The organism is Aurantibacter aestuarii (assembly GCF_003008425.1).
Classification (GTDB): domain Bacteria; phylum Bacteroidota; class Bacteroidia; order Flavobacteriales; family Flavobacteriaceae; genus Aurantibacter; species Aurantibacter aestuarii.
Genome location: NZ_PXOQ01000010.1, coordinates 13,502 through 29,718, shown reverse-complemented (window position 1 = coordinate 29,718; position 16,217 = coordinate 13,502). Strand labels below are relative to the sequence as shown.

General features: G+C 29.8%; 12 protein-coding genes. 9 read left to right on the top strand and 3 right to left on the bottom strand.

Going from position 1 to position 16,217, the window contains the following annotated elements; genetic code table 11:
- Window positions 1–129 precede the first annotated feature (129 nt).
- Window positions 130–849 (top strand): hypothetical protein, encoded by a 720-nt coding sequence (locus tag C7H52_RS10870; protein ID WP_106463946.1) that lies wholly within the window; start codon window positions 130–132, stop codon window positions 847–849.
- Window positions 850–1,109: 260 nt separating this feature from the next.
- On the opposite strand, the gene C7H52_RS10865 is transcribed toward C7H52_RS10870, so the two are convergent.
- Window positions 1,110–1,883 carry an XRE family transcriptional regulator gene (locus C7H52_RS10865; RefSeq protein WP_106463945.1) on the bottom strand — a complete coding sequence of 258 codons (774 nt, stop codon included), beginning with the start codon at window positions 1,881–1,883 and terminating at the stop codon, window positions 1,110–1,112.
- Window positions 1,884–1,935: 52 nt separating this feature from the next.
- On the opposite strand from C7H52_RS10865, the gene dinB reads away from it, so the two are divergent.
- From dinB to C7H52_RS10850, 3 genes are read left to right on the top strand one after another with little or no spacing between them, the layout of a single operon-like run.
- The gene (gene dinB, locus C7H52_RS10860) at window positions 1,936–3,150 is read left to right on the top strand and encodes a DNA polymerase IV (protein ID WP_106463944.1); all 1,215 of its coding nucleotides are present in this window, start codon (window positions 1,936–1,938) and stop codon (window positions 3,148–3,150) included.
- On the top strand, window positions 3,150–6,107 hold the full coding sequence (locus C7H52_RS10855; RefSeq protein ID WP_106463943.1) for a DNA polymerase III subunit alpha: 2,958 nt from the start codon (window positions 3,150–3,152) through the stop codon (window positions 6,105–6,107). The genes dinB and C7H52_RS10855 overlap by 1 nt, the downstream gene beginning before the upstream one ends.
- Window positions 6,108–6,121: 14 nt before the next feature.
- A complete protein-coding gene (locus C7H52_RS10850; RefSeq protein WP_106463942.1) occupies window positions 6,122–6,853 on the top strand; it encodes an SOS response-associated peptidase in 732 nt (243 codons plus the stop codon).
- A 33-nt stretch (window positions 6,854–6,886) separates the two neighbouring features.
- On the opposite strand, the gene C7H52_RS10845 is transcribed toward C7H52_RS10850, so the two are convergent.
- Together C7H52_RS10845 and C7H52_RS10840 are read right to left on the bottom strand one after the other, a co-directional pair.
- Complete coding sequence (locus tag C7H52_RS10845; protein WP_106463941.1) at window positions 6,887–7,252, bottom strand: hypothetical protein; 366 nt, start codon at window positions 7,250–7,252, stop codon at window positions 6,887–6,889.
- Between the two features lie 233 nt (window positions 7,253–7,485).
- Entirely contained in the window at window positions 7,486–8,481 is a 996-nt protein-coding gene (locus C7H52_RS10840) for a hypothetical protein (RefSeq protein WP_146130045.1), read from the bottom strand.
- A gap of 819 nt (window positions 8,482–9,300) precedes the next feature.
- Between C7H52_RS10840 and C7H52_RS10835 the strand changes: the two genes are divergently transcribed.
- The 5 genes from C7H52_RS10835 (at window position 9,301) to C7H52_RS10815 (ending at window position 16,068) form a co-directional block, all read left to right on the top strand.
- Window positions 9,301–9,744 carry a hypothetical protein gene (locus C7H52_RS10835; protein WP_146130044.1) on the top strand — a complete coding sequence of 148 codons (444 nt, stop codon included), beginning with the start codon at window positions 9,301–9,303 and terminating at the stop codon, window positions 9,742–9,744.
- Between the two features lie 199 nt (window positions 9,745–9,943).
- Window positions 9,944–12,172, top strand: coding sequence for a TonB-dependent receptor (locus C7H52_RS10830; protein WP_106463938.1), 2,229 nt, complete (start codon window positions 9,944–9,946; stop codon window positions 12,170–12,172).
- Window positions 12,173–12,304: 132 nt separating this feature from the next.
- Window positions 12,305–13,318, top strand: coding sequence for a hypothetical protein (locus C7H52_RS10825; RefSeq protein WP_106463937.1), 1,014 nt, complete (start codon window positions 12,305–12,307; stop codon window positions 13,316–13,318).
- A gap of 111 nt (window positions 13,319–13,429) precedes the next feature.
- The gene (locus C7H52_RS13370) at window positions 13,430–15,004 is read left to right on the top strand and encodes a hypothetical protein (protein WP_146130043.1); all 1,575 of its coding nucleotides are present in this window, start codon (window positions 13,430–13,432) and stop codon (window positions 15,002–15,004) included.
- A 14-nt stretch (window positions 15,005–15,018) separates the two neighbouring features.
- Complete coding sequence (locus C7H52_RS10815; RefSeq protein ID WP_106463935.1) at window positions 15,019–16,068, top strand: hypothetical protein; 1,050 nt, start codon at window positions 15,019–15,021, stop codon at window positions 16,066–16,068.
- Window positions 16,069–16,217: the final 149 nt, after the last annotated feature.

Sequence of the window (16,217 nt, the reverse complement as noted above, 5' to 3'; positions counted from 1 at the left end):
ACTACGGATGATGAGAGTATTAAAAAACAATATAAAAAAACTGAAACGGCTCAAAATAAAAAAGGCTTTCAATAAATAAGGAATTTTTATTGGACTTTTTTTCGTGATGCTAATACTTGTAATAATTATATGGTTAACAGAATAAATGACAATTTAGTTTTTAAAGAGTTATTAGACATTTTTACATATCAATCTAAAAATTTTCAAAATCAAGAAATTATCAATCGTGGGTTTGTTTGTTCACGAATTAAAAAAGGGAAAGTGCTATTCGTTGGTATAAACCCATCTTATCCTTCTGGCTCAAAAATAGAAAGTTTTCAATACAGCATTGATAACGCAGTAACCGAATACCCGAAACACTATTCCAAATTTTCTGAACTAATTAACGATACCGAGTTTAGTGAAAGTTGGACATATATTGATTTATTTCAATTCAGAGAAACTGACCAAAAAAAAGTATCCGATTTTGCAAAAAACGACCCTCAATTTTTGGTTAGTCAATTAAGATTAACTCATAAAATGATATTTGAGATAAATCCCGAACTTATTATTGTTTGCAACAGTGGTGCGTCCGACTTTTTTGGGATTAATAAATGGAAAAATACGAAAGGTTGGCTGAATGTTTGGTTTGGTTATGATTTTGAATTTGATGAAAATTTAGGAGTGGATATTATCAAATCTAAAAACGAAAATAGTATTTTACCAATGCAAAATGAGTTTCTATTTGGAACACCAGTTTTATTTACGAGTACTCTAACTTATATGTCAAAATTTGACAAAAGAAGATTAAAATGGCAGATAAATAGAATTGCGAAAAATGGAAGTTTAAATAAATATCGCACAAAATAACTGTGGGTAACAATGTATATAGCTCATAGCTAATTAGTTGCTTAATTCCAAGTTAACGCAAATTTGCAAGTCCGCCAAATTTTTTAATTTGGCTCGCTCTTAACCGATAAATAATCGCTAATTTACACATTACGAGCCATATACAAGACCGAAGAATGTTTAAAAAGTAAAAAAAAAATTTAATGATTGGAGTAGGCTGAAAGACAAGTTTTAAAAGGAGTTTTTTAAGGAGAAGTATTAAACTTAAAATTATTTGTTTTTTAATCCATCAACTTCTCCAAAGCCTTCAATTCAACTCCTAAATCATTAAACATATTTAAGATACTACTAATTTTAAGTTCTCGTTCGTCATATTCTTGAGTGTTGATGCTACAAGTAAACTCCCACAATTCTAGAACTTCATCCATAGCAAGGTAGTACGGTTGGTAAGACGTATTATCAGAGACCAACAACAACGTTGGTTCTGTTGTTGTTTGTTTATATACACGCTTGTAGACCATACCATCATTAAGAGTAATTAAAACGTATGTTTTACCGCTTATGATGTCATTTCTATCTTCTATAAAACGACCAACAACAAAAGAGCCATCTTTCATAGGCAACATAGAATCTCCTTTTATAGGAAAAGCACGATGCTTACCAGTGGGTAAAAAAGGTAATTTTATTTTTTGAAGCTGCTCTATATATTCAGGATCATCATAACCGTTAAGATATCCTGCGGAAGCTTTAACAGGAACAACTTCAATTAAGTTTTCGCCATCTTCATCAACACTTATTGGAAATAACACACGTTGGTTGCCCACTTCAATAAATGAAGAATTTGTTGCTTTGGTCAAATCATTTCTTAAGAGAATATCTACAGGTAATTTGAAATAATCTGATAGCTTGATCAACATTTCAATGGTTGGTGCAGATCGTCCTTCTTCATAAGAACTTATGCGTGATCTGGTAACACCAAGGTCTTCAGATAACACCTCTTGTGTTAATCCTTTTAGATGTCTTAAATGACGAATATTTTTAGATATAAATTTCATAATGCTACAAATATAAGCAATAAATGCTATAAAATGTAGCTAGTTTTGTAATATGAATAAAAACATTTTACATCTCGATTTAGACACCTTTTTTGTGTCATGTGAACGCCTGATTGATAGTCGTTTACAGAAAAGACCGTTGTTGGTCGGTGGTACTGGAGATAGAGGTGTTGTTGCTGCTTGCAGTTATGAAACTAGACGTTTTGGTGTTCATTCTGGTATGCCAATGCAACTAGCAAGACGATTATGTCCTGAAGCTGTTGTTATTCGTGGAAATTCTTCAATTTATACCAAACAATCCCATCTCGTTACCGAAATTATTAAAGAACGTGTACCTGTTTTTGAAAAAGCGAGTATTGATGAATTTTATGCCGATTTAAGTGGTATGGATAAATTTTTTGGTAGCTATAAATATGCATCGGAATTAAGAGAAACCATTATAAAAGAAACAGGTTTGCCAATTTCATTTGGTTTATCAGTAAATAAAATTGTCTCTAAAGTGGCAACAGGAGAGGCAAAACCTAACAACCAACTTAGAATAGATCCTGGTTTTGAAAAATCTTTTTTAGCACCATTATCTATTAAAAAAATTCCATCAGTAGGAGAGAAGACCTATCAAGTTCTAAGAAATTTGGGTGTAGATAGAGTAGGAGTTGTACAAAATATGCCAGTTGAAATGCTTGTAAGTGCATTAGGTGTAAATGGTCGTACCATTTGGAAACGTGCTAATGGTATTGATAATCCGCCTTTAATTCCTTTTTACGAACGAAAGTCCATTTCTACAGAACGTACTTTTAATAAAGATACTATTGATATTACGAAACTTAGAACGACCATTTTTGCTATGGCAGAAAGTTTAGCATATCAGTTACGAAGAGGCGACAAATTATCGTCTTGTATAAGTGTAAAGATTCGATATTCCGATTTTAATACTTATACTAAACAACTTAAAATTCCATATACCAGTGCAGATCATGTTATTATTCCGAAAGTCTTGGAGTTGTTTAATAGCTTATATCAAAGACGCTTATTAATTCGATTAGTAGGAGTTAAATTAAGTCATTTAGTAACAGGAAATTATCAAATTAATTTATTTGATGATACAGAGGAAATGTTAAGTCTTTACAATGCAATGGATCATATTAGAAATAAATATGGTGAATTAAGTATTCAAAAAGCAGCTTCTATTGGAGCTAAAACTATTGGACGCTTTCAAAATCCTTTTAATGGTGAACCACCAGTTTTGTTAGCTCATAGAAAACAGTAATGTATATCAACTGTCATTCATATTACTCATTAAAATTCGGAACATTTTCTGAAGTAGATTTACTGTTGTTGGCAAAAAACAACAACGTTGTTGCTTTGGCGTTAACAGACATCAACAACACTTCTGCTTGCTTAAATTTCGTCCGAAAAGCTAAAGAATACGGTATAAAACCCATTTTAGGAATCGATTTTAGAAATGGAGCGCAACAACAGTTTGTGTGCTTAGCAACAAACAACGTTGGTTTTCAAGAGTTAAATGTTTTTCTATCCAAACATCTTCATCATAAAAAGAAAATACCAAGCATAGCACCAGATTTTAAAAATGCAATAATTGTTTATCCTTTTGAAAAAGTATTGCAACTAGAAAAAAAGGAATTTAAAACCAATGAATATATTGGAGTATCTGTTGAAGAATTAAGAAAATTACGTTTTTCAGTCTATAAAGATTTCAAGGATAAATTAGTGATTCAACAACAAGTAACAGTTAGAGAAAAACGAGATTTTAATGCGCACAGATTATTAAGAGCGATAGATAATAATATATTACTAAGTAAACTTCAAAAAACAGAAGAATGTAAAGAAACAGATGTGATGTATTCTGTGGATGAGTTAGAACATCATTTTAAAGATTTTCCTCATATAATTGAAAACACAAAACGAATTATTGAAAGGTGTTCTATTAATTTCAGTTTTGGAAAAGAGCGCATTACACAAAATCAAAGTCTTTATTTAAACTCAAAAGAAGAAGATTTTCAGCTTTTAAAACAACTTTGTAAAGAGAAAATACACAATCGTTATGAGAATCCGACAGATAAGGTAAAAGAGCGTTTAAGGGTTGAATTAGAGACTATTTATAAAATGGATTTCGTGTCGTATTTTCTAATTAATTACGATATCATTTCCTATTCAAAAAGTCAAGATTTTATTCATGTTGGTCGAGGTAGTGGTGCAAATAGTATTGTGGCTTATATAATTGGAATAACCGATGTAGATCCTATAGAATTAGATCTTTATTTTGAACGATTTATAAATCCGTATAGAGCTTCACCACCAGATTTTGATATCGATTTTTCTTGGAAAGAACGTGAAGATATTACCCAATATATTTTTAAACGATTTACCAACGTTGCATTGTTGGCAGTTTATAACACTTTTAAATACAAAGCAGTTATAAGAGAATTAGGAAAAGTTTTTGGTTTGCCAAAAGAAGAAATTGATAAGTTAAGCCGAGATAGAAAGCAATTAGGTCAACTAGATGAAATGGCTTCTTTAGTTATAAAATATGGTAAGCTAATTGAAGGATTTCCAAATTATGTAAGTGTTCATTCTTGTGGAATTTTAATTTTAGACAAACCTATTCATTATTATTCGGCAACCGATATGCCACCAAAAGGCTTTCCAACAGTTCAGTTTGATATGATAATTGCGGAAGATGTTGGCATTTTTAAGTTTGATATTCTTGGTCAACGTGGTTTAGCAAAAATTAAAGATGCGTTAGAAATTATCAAAGAAAATCGTCCAGACTTACCGCCAATAGACATTACACAGGTTGAAAAATTTAAAAAGGATCCTAAAATAAATCAACTACTAAAAAGAGGTAAAGCAATCGGAGCTTACTATGTGGAATCTCCAGCTATGCGAGGACTTATGCAAAAATTACAAACTCAAGATTATATAGGTTTAGTTGCAGCAAGTTCCATCATTAGACCTGGCGTATCAGGTTCAGGAATGAAGCAAGAATTTATAATAAGACAACGATATCCTGAAAAGAGAAAAGAAGCGAATCCTATTTTATTAAAAATTATGCCTGAAACCTATGGAATTATGGTTTATCAGGAAGATGTTTTAAAAGTGGCTAATCAGTTTGCAGGATTAACTTTAGGTGAAGCAGACGTGCTTAGAAGAGGTATGAGTGGTAAGTATAGATCTAGATCTGAATTTTTAGCGGTAGAAGAGAAGTTCATTACTAATTGTCGTAAAAAAGGCTATGAGGAAGCCTTAATTTTTGAAGTTTGGAATCAAATAAAAAGTTTTGCAGGTTATGCTTTTGCAAAAGGTCATTCCGCTTCTTATGCGGTAGAGAGTTACCAGAGTTTATTTCTAAAATGCTATTATCCTTTAGAGTTTATGGTGGCAGTTTTAAATAATGGTGGTGGCTTTTATAGTGCAGAGCATTATATTCATGAAACCAAAATGTGTGGTGGCATTATTCATCCGCCTTGTATAAATACAAGTGATCATGCCAACATTATTAAGGGTAAAAATATCTATTTAGGTTTAGGTTATTTAAAAAGTTTAGAGTATTTAGTCATCCAGCGCATATTAACAGAAAGACAGCTATATGGTAAGTTTTTATCTTTAAGTGATTTTATTGATAGAGTCGTTATAAGTATAGAGCAACTAACTATTTTAATAAGAATAAATGCCTTCAGGTTTACAGGAATTTCAAAAGTTGAATTGCTTTGGCAAGCGATATTTAAACTAAATGTATCAAAAGCGAAAACCGCTCAATCTAAATTATTTAAAATAGAGCATAAGCAGTTTAACCTTCCAAAAATAGAAACAAATACAATTGAAGATGCTTATGATCAAATGGAATTATTAGGATTTCCATTAATAGATTATTTTGATTTGATTAATGAAGATTTAGAGCCAAGTGTTTTAGTAAAACAGTTTAAAAACCAAGTCAACCAAAACGTTTTAATGTATGGCGTTTTAGTTAATACAAGATTCCATAAAGCGTCTAATGGTAAACTATTAAGATTTTGTACTTTTATAGATAAGGAAGGAAATTATTTTGATACAGTACATTTTACAAAAGTAGTTGATAAATGTCCTATTAATGGTTTAGGAGTTTATGCTTGCTATGGTAAAGTAACAGAATCCTTTGGTTTTTGTAGTTTAGACATTATTTGGTCAAGAAAACTAGCTTTAAAACCAGATCCTAGAGGTGTTTAATTGAATAATGAATTATGTGTTTTCATACTAGTACCACACAAAAAGTAAAAAAGTTAGAGACTCATTTTCAAACTAAAATAAGTGATGAAAATTTGCGACCTATTTTTGATAAACCAAACTATCATTTAAACGGTTTCTCACATCCCAATATGTTAGTTATTCCACAACAAAAAAGTGAGGTTTTAGCTCCAGCAGTTTGGGGTATTGTTCCATCAAACAAATCCTCAAATGAAATTAAATCTTATTACAAAGAAGCTGTTCGTTATGGCGCAGGCTTAAATGCACGATCTGAAAAGATTTTTAGTCATTTTCTATACAAAGAAGCTGTCATGGAAAAACGCTGTATTATACCAGTTTCTGGCTTTTTTGAACCGCATGAATTTAAAAGTAAAAAATATCCTTTTCACTTTAAGCATAAAGAGGACGAACCATTAGCTTTGGCAGGATTATATACAGTAATTGATACCTACATTACTTTTACAATATTAACTAAAAGTGCTTCGCCTTTATTTGCTAAAATCCACAATAAAAAAGAACGACAACCTTTAATTTTAGATAAGAATTTATGTATCGATTGGTTATCTCCCAACTTAAACGAAAAAGCTATATCCGAGCTAATTAATTTTAATTATCCAGAAGAACTTATAGAAACTTATACCGTTAGTAAGGATTTGTTTAGTCCTAAAGTTGATAGTAATGTGCCTAGTATTTTAAATGAAGTGGAATATAGTGTGCTGAAATTTTAAATTGGATTTGCATTTTAAGTTCCAATTTTTTTGTCAACCTAAACCAATCTTTTTTAGTTTCTCTTGCCAATAACCCGTATATTCAATTTGGTACAAATAAGGATATTGAAGATTATTTATATCAATAAAATTGTGGTAATTCTTTTCTACTATATTTAGAAGTGTTTTATAATTCGATTTATCGTAAACAACTTTTCCATTTGAAATTAAAATTTTATTAGTAGTAATTCCATAGGTTATTATATCCAATGTAGTTCTAATAGCAAATTCTTCAATTTTACTTTCTCGCAAAGAGAATTTTATAATATCATCTATAAATTCTATTTCAGATAAATAAAATAAGGTTGCGAGTTGATAAATTAGATGTGGATGATTATTGTATTCTTCTTTTAAAAACATTCCTAATTTAATTTTATATGAATTTTATTCAATATTTTTAACTTTTATGGGTCTTTAGCAACTCATTTTGTTTCAATTTTTTTCATTTAATAATATTACATAACGACCTCTATTGCGCGGAGTTCCTTGAATTAGTATCTACTTTCGCAAATATCCACCAAATTGAAAACTGTTAGGGTTCTCAGGAGTGATAAAGTAGATGCAATTTCTTAAAGTCAATGTTTTAGCAAGATTTATTTGAAACAATTATTTGAGAACTGTTTAATTCTTTTTATTGTTAAAACTTGATTAAGATATATTTCTTCAATGATTTCTTGATATTCTTTTTCGCTAAAAACTTCCAATACTGTTTCATTTACCTTAAATGGTAATATCCCAATAGATCTAAAGGTAGAATCATCTTTATCGTGCTTAAAATCATAATAATTATAATAAATAGTTCCGTCTGTAATCTTAAATTCATATTTGAATTCAACCATTCCAGCAAAATCAGATGAATTGTTAATGTAATAAGGATATCGCCATTGACTTTTTATATATTCAAAGTCATTAGAGATGTTCTTATGTTTTGAGTTTTCCTTTACTCCAACTGTGGTAGGTGAGTTCAGTATACAATTTAAAATGTTCTTTTTTGGTGTATTAATACTGTCAAGTTCAATTTTCCCTTGAGCAATTAAATTTCCGTTATGATCAGTAGATAATTTAACTTTTTTAAGTGTTGCTCTTTCATCAAATTTATTTACCTCGGAAATATTAATTAGGTGACTTGCTAAATATAACTTTCCTTTAAACTCTGAGGCGTAAAATGTGAAATGAGTAAACTTTTTATGCTCAATTTCACCTTGAATCGCAAAAATATTTGTATCTATTTTTGTCTCTTCTGAATCTACAATTTTAAAATTAGCCTTTAGCAAGTCCAATTTAAATATGGTAGTTTTTGCATTTAAACTGAAAAAACTAAGTCCATAGGTTGATGATATGATGTTAGTATAATTTTCATTGATGTTTTTGATGCCAGAATCAATTTCTTCTTTTTCTAGCTTAACCTCAGCTTCTGTTTTAAATTTTTCAATAATTGCTTCTTTAGGCAAGATTAATGAATAAAAAGACACTGAGTCGTTTTTAATAATTGCTTTAGCTAAATCTTTTCCCAAAATTTCAAAATTCCTTTCTTGACAGTAAGTGTAGCTCATCACAAAGAAGAAAGTTATCTGGAAAATATATTTCATAAAGTTTTTTTAAATTTTAAAACTAATTAGTTGTAAAAATTCCTATGTGTTATTTCGATAATAAACATAAGAAATTGGGCTCACATGCTATTAATTTTTCTAATCAAGATTTTATATATACGTTTATGGTTAATTAGCTTACCTAAAATCTAATTAGGATATTATTTAATTATTTTTAAATTTTCATTAAATCTTAATGTTTTTTATAGACGGGTTACCAATCTATTGTCGATTGGTAACCGATTGGTAACCATTTTGGTAACCTTGTAATTTATTGGTAATTAGTTATTTATATATTTAGTTACCAAGTTACCAATTTTCAGTATAAATAGAATAAAATAAAATTATATATTAGTAAAATAGAGTTTTCTGTGTTGGTAATTCTTGTTTTTAAAAATTACGATTAAATCAAAATTTAGAGTAAATAATTGTAGAGTCAATTATAGTCTAGGTTTACAGAAATAAAAATTAAGTTTTTTCGCCACAAAAACGCCACAAATGATAGTAAAAAATAGGTTTCAAATAATTTAAACTGTCTCGTTATCAGTTTTTTATGTTTTGATATAATTGGTCATAAAGTCCAGTTCTCGCTACTAAGTAAAGCTTCACAAAACTGTGAAGCTTTTTTTATGTCCATAGATTAGATGAGTTGTTACAATACTGGTTTTACGTTTAAATCTAATAAAGTCAAAAACCAATAGCAATTAAATTTCGTAAATACCTTGTAAGTTTCTATATTGACCATATTATTTTTAGATAGAAATAGTGAAAAAAACCAACAGCCTAAAATCAATTTTATTAAAAACAGTTTTTGTTTTTATGTCTGTGATGTATCTGCTAAGTCCATTGCAGACTGAGGTGTATAGTTTTTTTCATGAAATTTCACACCAGCTAGAATCTAAATTTAATCGTTCAAAATCACATCAACATCACACTCAAAATGAAATAAATCATCATCATAATTTTTCGACTTTAGAGGCTGCTGTTACAAGCGAGCATCATCATGATGATGGAATAGAAACCAGTCATTCGCATCAAATTCTTTCGTTTTTAAATGCTGTGTTTAATACAGATGAGTCGGCTAACAATTCCGAGAAATTACTTGTCGAAACAAAATTAGATAAGCACATTATTCCTATAACAGTTATAAATCCAGAAGAATTACCTTCAATTACAACATTAAAAATTTGGTTTTACGCTTTAAAAATAGACCAAATGGGTTTTGATGTCAATACGCCTCCTCCCAAAACATATTTCATTTAAAGTATTTTCTTTTACAAACCTATAATGAAGGTTTGTAATTCTCTTTTGTGTTATACCCTTAAATTTTTTGGGTGTGATTTAATGCATTTCATTTTAATAAATGAAAGGTTAGAGAAGTGCTTATACTTTATAGTTTTAAAACATTAATCAAACCTCGTTTTGATTATAAAAAACCATTTACCAATTAAAAAACTAAAAAATGAAATATAATTTACTCGCATTTATGATGCTTTTTTCGAGCGTAATCTATGCTCAAAACTTTAAAGGAACCGTAGTTAACGAAAAACAAAAACCACTAGAAGATGTGGGGATATTTAATCAAAATACTGGACAGCACGGTCATACAGATGCCACAGGTTTTTTTACCTTACCAAGAACATCTGTAGGAGATTCGGTTTACTTCTCCAACCTAGGATATAAAACCGATTTAGTTGTAATTACAAGTAATAACTTAAATTCTAAGTTTACTATGGTCATGACAGAATCTAGTATTTCTTTAGATCAGGTTATTTTAGTGTCAGAATCTGATTTGCTTAGTCGTATTGTAGATGTAGACGTGCAAACCAATCCAGTGCAATCTTCACAAGAGATTTTACGTAAAGTTCCTGGATTAATTATTGGTCAGCATGCCGGAGGAGGAAAAGCAGAACAAATATTTTTACGAGGTTTTGATATAGATCACGGAACAGATGTGGCGATTAGTGTAGACGGAATGCCAGTTAATATGGTGAGTCATGCACACGGTCAGGGTTATGCCGATTTACACTTTGTAATTCCAGAAACTATTGAAAATGTAAACTTTGGAAAAGGACCATATTACGCCGATAAAGGTAACTTTAATACTGCAGGTTTTGTGGATTTAAGATTACGCAAAACTTTAGATAAAAGTCTAATTTCTTTTGAAGCTGGCCAATTTAATACCACACGTCTTTTAGGAATGTTTAATGTGTTGGATTCAAAAAATAGTAATGCTTATTTAGCCTCAGAAATTTACTTAACAGATGGAGCTTTCGATTCGCCACAAGATTTTAACCGTATAAATATTATGGGGCGATATAATTTTAATTTGCCTGGTAGTCAGGAATTAAATGTAACAGCTTCTCACTTTCAAAGTAAATGGGACGCTTCGGGTCAAATTCCTCAAAGAGCTGTAGACCAAGGATTAATTGGTCGTTTTGGAGCTATAGATGATACTGAAGGTGGACAAACCAGCAGAACAAACCTTATGGCAAACCACACAAAAATTATAGACGATAATCAGTTGGTTAAAACTAGAGCATTTGTATCTCACTATGACTTTGAGTTGTTTTCTAACTTTACCTTCTTTCTAGAAGATCCAATTAATGGAGACCAGATTAAACAAAAAGAAGACCGTATTATTGTAGGTGCAGAAACTGCGTATGAAAGAAAAAATATAAACGTAGGAGAGAATGGGCAGTTTAAATATCAATCTGGTGTTGGTTTTAGATATGACAATGCCGATAACATTGAGCTGGCTAATACTTTAAACCGAAAAACTACTTTAAATACGGTTGCTTTAGGCGACGTAGATGAAGTGAATACGTATGGATTTTTAAATGCAGAATACAGAACAGGAAAATGGACATTTAATCCTGCGCTACGTTTAGATTATTTTAGATTTGATTATTTAAATAAACTTACCGAAACTTATGATAATCAAAGTGAATCTAAGGTAGCGTTTAGTCCAAAGATGAATACGATTTATTCCGTAAATCAGAACTGGCAACTGTTTTTAAAATCAGGAATAGGGTTTCACTCTAACGACTCTCGTGTGGTTGTAGCAAATGATGGTAAAGATATTTTACCGGCAGCTTATGGTGTAGACTTCGGAACCATTATTAAACCAACTTCAAAACTAGCACTTAATGCAACACTTTGGACTTTATTTTTAGAACAAGAGTTTGTATATGTTGGAGATGCAGGAATTGTTGAGCCTAGTGGTAAAACAAGACGTTATGGGGCAGAAGTTGGTGCGCGTTACCAAGCTTTAGATTGGTTATACCTGTATACAGATGTTAACTTTACTAACGCGAGAAGTACGGAAGAGGCAGATGGAGAAGATTTTATTCCATTAGCGCCAGATTTTACGTCTTCTGGAGGAATTTTAGTGGATGGTTTAGGCAGTTTCTCAGGAGGTTTAACTTATCGCTTAATTGGAGACCGACCAGCTAATGAAGACAATTCTATTAATGCGGAAGGATATTTTGTAACAGATTTAAACTTAAACTACAAAGTAAATAATTGGACGTATAGTGTTATTGTAGAAAATTTATTTGATACAGAATGGAATGAAACTCAGTTTGCAACAGAAAGTCGTTTGTTTAATGAGACAGAATCTACGGAAGAAATTCATTTTACACCAGGAATACCATTTTATGTAAGAGGGAAAGTCTCGGTGAGGTTTTAATCTATTCTCACTTTAAAATTACAAACCTGAACGTTTAAATAATGTTCAGGTTTTTTTATGCCCAAACTTAGCGTTAGATTAAATGTTAAGATTTATTGTATATTGTAAAGGTCTAACCAACTAAAAAAACATATGAAAACACCTTTGTTTTTCCTATGCGTACTTTCTATATCTATAAGTTTCGCTCAGGACATTCCCGAGAAAATTCCTGCATTTCCAGATTATTTCAATCAGCATAAAGACACTATAAGTCATTACCTTAAAGCTTATAATTCTAATTCTGTTTTAAAATCTCTTAAAAAAGAAACGATTTATTCTGGTGAAAAACTATCGAGTGAGGAGCTTAGCTTTAATAAGAATGGAATTAAAATTAATAAAGATGGGTTGCCCGTAACAAAACGTATAGATTCATCGGTTGAAAACACCTCAATAAAAATTTATACACCTTTAAACAAGAATGAGGAAGACTATAGAGTTACTGATGGTGAAGGTTATGTGTTGGCGGAAGAATATAAGTACAATTCAGATCAACTATTGGAGGTCTATGTAAAATATCTTGAAGACACATCTTACGATGTGATAACTTATGTGTACAATAAACATCAACAGCTTGTCGAAAAAACAACGAAGTGCTTTCATGGGGTTTCCGAAGATAGTTATGGTAGAGTTTATTTAAAAGATGAACCCACAACAACCATTATAGAAACAGGTGTTTATAAAAAAGGACGATTAGTTAAACTGTTTAAAGAGGAAATGGTAAATGAATTTCAATACCATTATATAGAACAAACAGAACATCAGATAGAATACGGAAAAAATAATTTGCCAAAAGTCGTATATAAAAATGTCGTTTTAGAAGATAAAGATGCAAAAAAAGCGACTAAGCACACTTATAAATTAAAATTAGACTACACTCCAAAACATCATTTACATACAGCAACAGTTTATGATAAAGATGAAACAGAGAAAGAGAAAGTTTTATACACTTATAGTAATAACAGATTAAAAAAAATAACCATTACGCCATCTGAAAACAATAGTGTAGGTGAATGCCATATTGTTTATAATAAAAATAACTCTATCACAACTATTAATTTAAAATTAAACGAAAATGAATCTGAGATTTATATTTACGAATATCACTAACTTTCATATGTTTTGTTTTTTAGAATTAGATATAGAAGAATAGATATTTATAATTCAAAAAAAATTAAAGCATTAAATAATTAAAAGAAACTATAAATTAAATTTTTAAAGATGAAAATCAAACTTGCAGCCAATTATTCAAAACTTATTTTTCTAATTATTTTTTTGTTTCCATTTATTTTTTACGGACAAACGTTATTACCACCTGTCAATCATTGTAAAGATTTGAAAGAAAAAAATGAGAATTATGGATCTGGGGATAATGGATTCTCCTATTGTAATATTAAATCCTCAACGACTTATTCAAGATGTATGTGCGAGTATGAAGATAACTTGAAAGCATATAAAGAAGAAACTGATAGAATTAAAAAAGAGTATATTAAATTAAATCAAGAATTTGTTCAACTGTATAGTAAAGCAGATTCAAAATTAGGAGAAGGATTATATATTTATACAGGTATTGAGGATAGTGAAAATTTTGAAGATGATAAAGTTGATGCAAGTATTTTGTTTTCTGAAGCTGAAGCTGCAATTGAAGAAGCTAGAAGACTAGCTTACCGTTTGGGTGTTTTATGCCCTAAAGTTTATGTTAATTGTACAGATAATTTATCTAAGCTGTCAAAAACTAATGACGCTATAAGAGAAGCTATTTATGACTTAAGTATTGTTGAGAGAAAAAAACAGATCAAAATAAAATTGAGTAATTCTGGCTCAAAAAAAAATAATAATAAAGACAAAGTACAAGAACAAGAAAAAGAAGAGGAAGAAGAACAAGAAGAAGAAAAAAAGACTTATGATCAATTAAGAGCTGAATACACATATAAAGCAGGTAGTTTATATAAACAGCTTCAGAACAATAAAATGAGTTTAAGTCAAAGAAAAAAAATAGTCGATGAACTCAAGGTTTATGAGGAGTATTTAACACCTAAACAAAAAGAGACACTCCAAACTCAAAAAACAGAAAATGCTTTAGCAGATACGTTTGTTGCATTGAGTAATATAAAAATTAATGAAGAAAGAGTGAGTAGAAAAAATTTAAAAGTGAAATATAAAAATAACAGTTTTAATAGTTATCAATTTGGTTTTGAATTCGCAAACGCATGGAAACTCTTTTTTTTGTCAGTTTATATAAATGGAGTATATAGTTCGATAAACGGTTGGGAGTATAATGAAGATTTAGATTTAGAAGATCTGAAAAGTGGAGACTTAATTTATACTACTGGAGATGGAGATGATGAGTTTTTTAAGAGAAATGAAAATATACAGTCTTTTGGAGGAGGTTTAGAGTTATCTATGGGTGTGCGAATAGATTTGTCAAACAAAACGGCAATTACGCCTTATGGTATTGGAGAGTTAGCTATAGGAACTAAAAGTTACTCTAGTATTGGTTTTGGAGGAGGCTTGCAATTTGAAATTGGAAGATTTACTTTCGGAGCAGAATATATGTCCTCTACCTATAATTTTAGAGTGTTAGGTGGTTCTATAAATGAATCATTGCCTCCAGATGTAATTCCTCTAACAAATTTAAATTTTAAAAACAATGATGTTATTGAAAGAGAATGGTTGAATTCAACAACAAATAATGACATCACTATTTACAGAAGTAATTATGATAAAGAAGAGAAATTTGAATATACAAAACCTAAACTTGGCTATTTTACATTTTCACTTGCTTTTAGTCTTTAAAATAAAAAAAAACTATGAAAAATTTATTTAAAATAATATTATTTACATTTTCAATTATTGCTAGTTCTCAAGAAATAGTGTTTAATGAACCACAATTTCCAGCTCCAGAAAAGGAATTGCTTTATTTTAATCAAGAGGATTTTGTTTTTGATACAAATAGTTATAACGGACCTATTTCAAAAATTGACAGAATTTATACCGAGTATAATTCATCAGGGCAGGCTTTGGGTACAAATACAGAAATTAATCAACCTACAAAAAAGTTTATAAGCAATAAAAAAATAAGTAAACAACCAATTTTAGATGTTTTAGGTGTTTCGTCTGTAGAAAAAATAAAAAGACGACAGTTTAGGTTGTTCGTATTTGATAGTTTAGATTATATAAGTTATTATTATAAATTAAAAAATGGAGTTATTGTAAATAAATCTGATGAATTTAATGTGATGACATCATACCTTTATGATGATAAAGGAAGATTAATTAAGAAAATAATTGACCATGACTATGATGGAGAAAATATAGAGATAGCGACTTATAACTCCAAAGGTCAAATTATAGAGTTTAAAAGTTTTGATACCAGAGATGGTTTGTCTGTTTATGAAAAACACTACACTTATAATAACCTTAATTTATTAATAGAATTAAAAGAAGAAGAAGCCTATTACTCTATTCCTTGGTTTGAAATTGAGGAAGAAACTAAAAAGCCAATTGTAATTACAGAATTTGATTATAAAAAGTACCTTGCAGATGATAGACAGGTATTTGAAAAGAAGATAGAATTTAAGTACGACATAAACCATCAACTTATAGAGGCCAAGCAAAGCCATAATGTTTATTCTAAAGATGGTACAGCTTATTATAATCCAGAAGATTATTACAACTTTAATTATAACATTAGTTATGGTAAAAATAAATTATATATAGACGCAAGTTTACCTTCAAAACGATTTTACGAATATACGTTTGACGATTATAAAAATCCTATAAACATAAAATCCTATGTAGTTACCAATTCGGGTAAATGGCTCCATAAAGAAACGATTTTAAACATTACTTATAAATAATTTTTTTAAGATGAAGCTCTTAAACCTATCATAAAATGTCGTACAACTTGAAGTCTTTTTAATTTATAGCCTTATATTAAACTTCAATTTTAGAATGTTTCTATGTTTTCAAGAGCACTGTGCGGTTATAAATTTCATTCAGCTAAAAA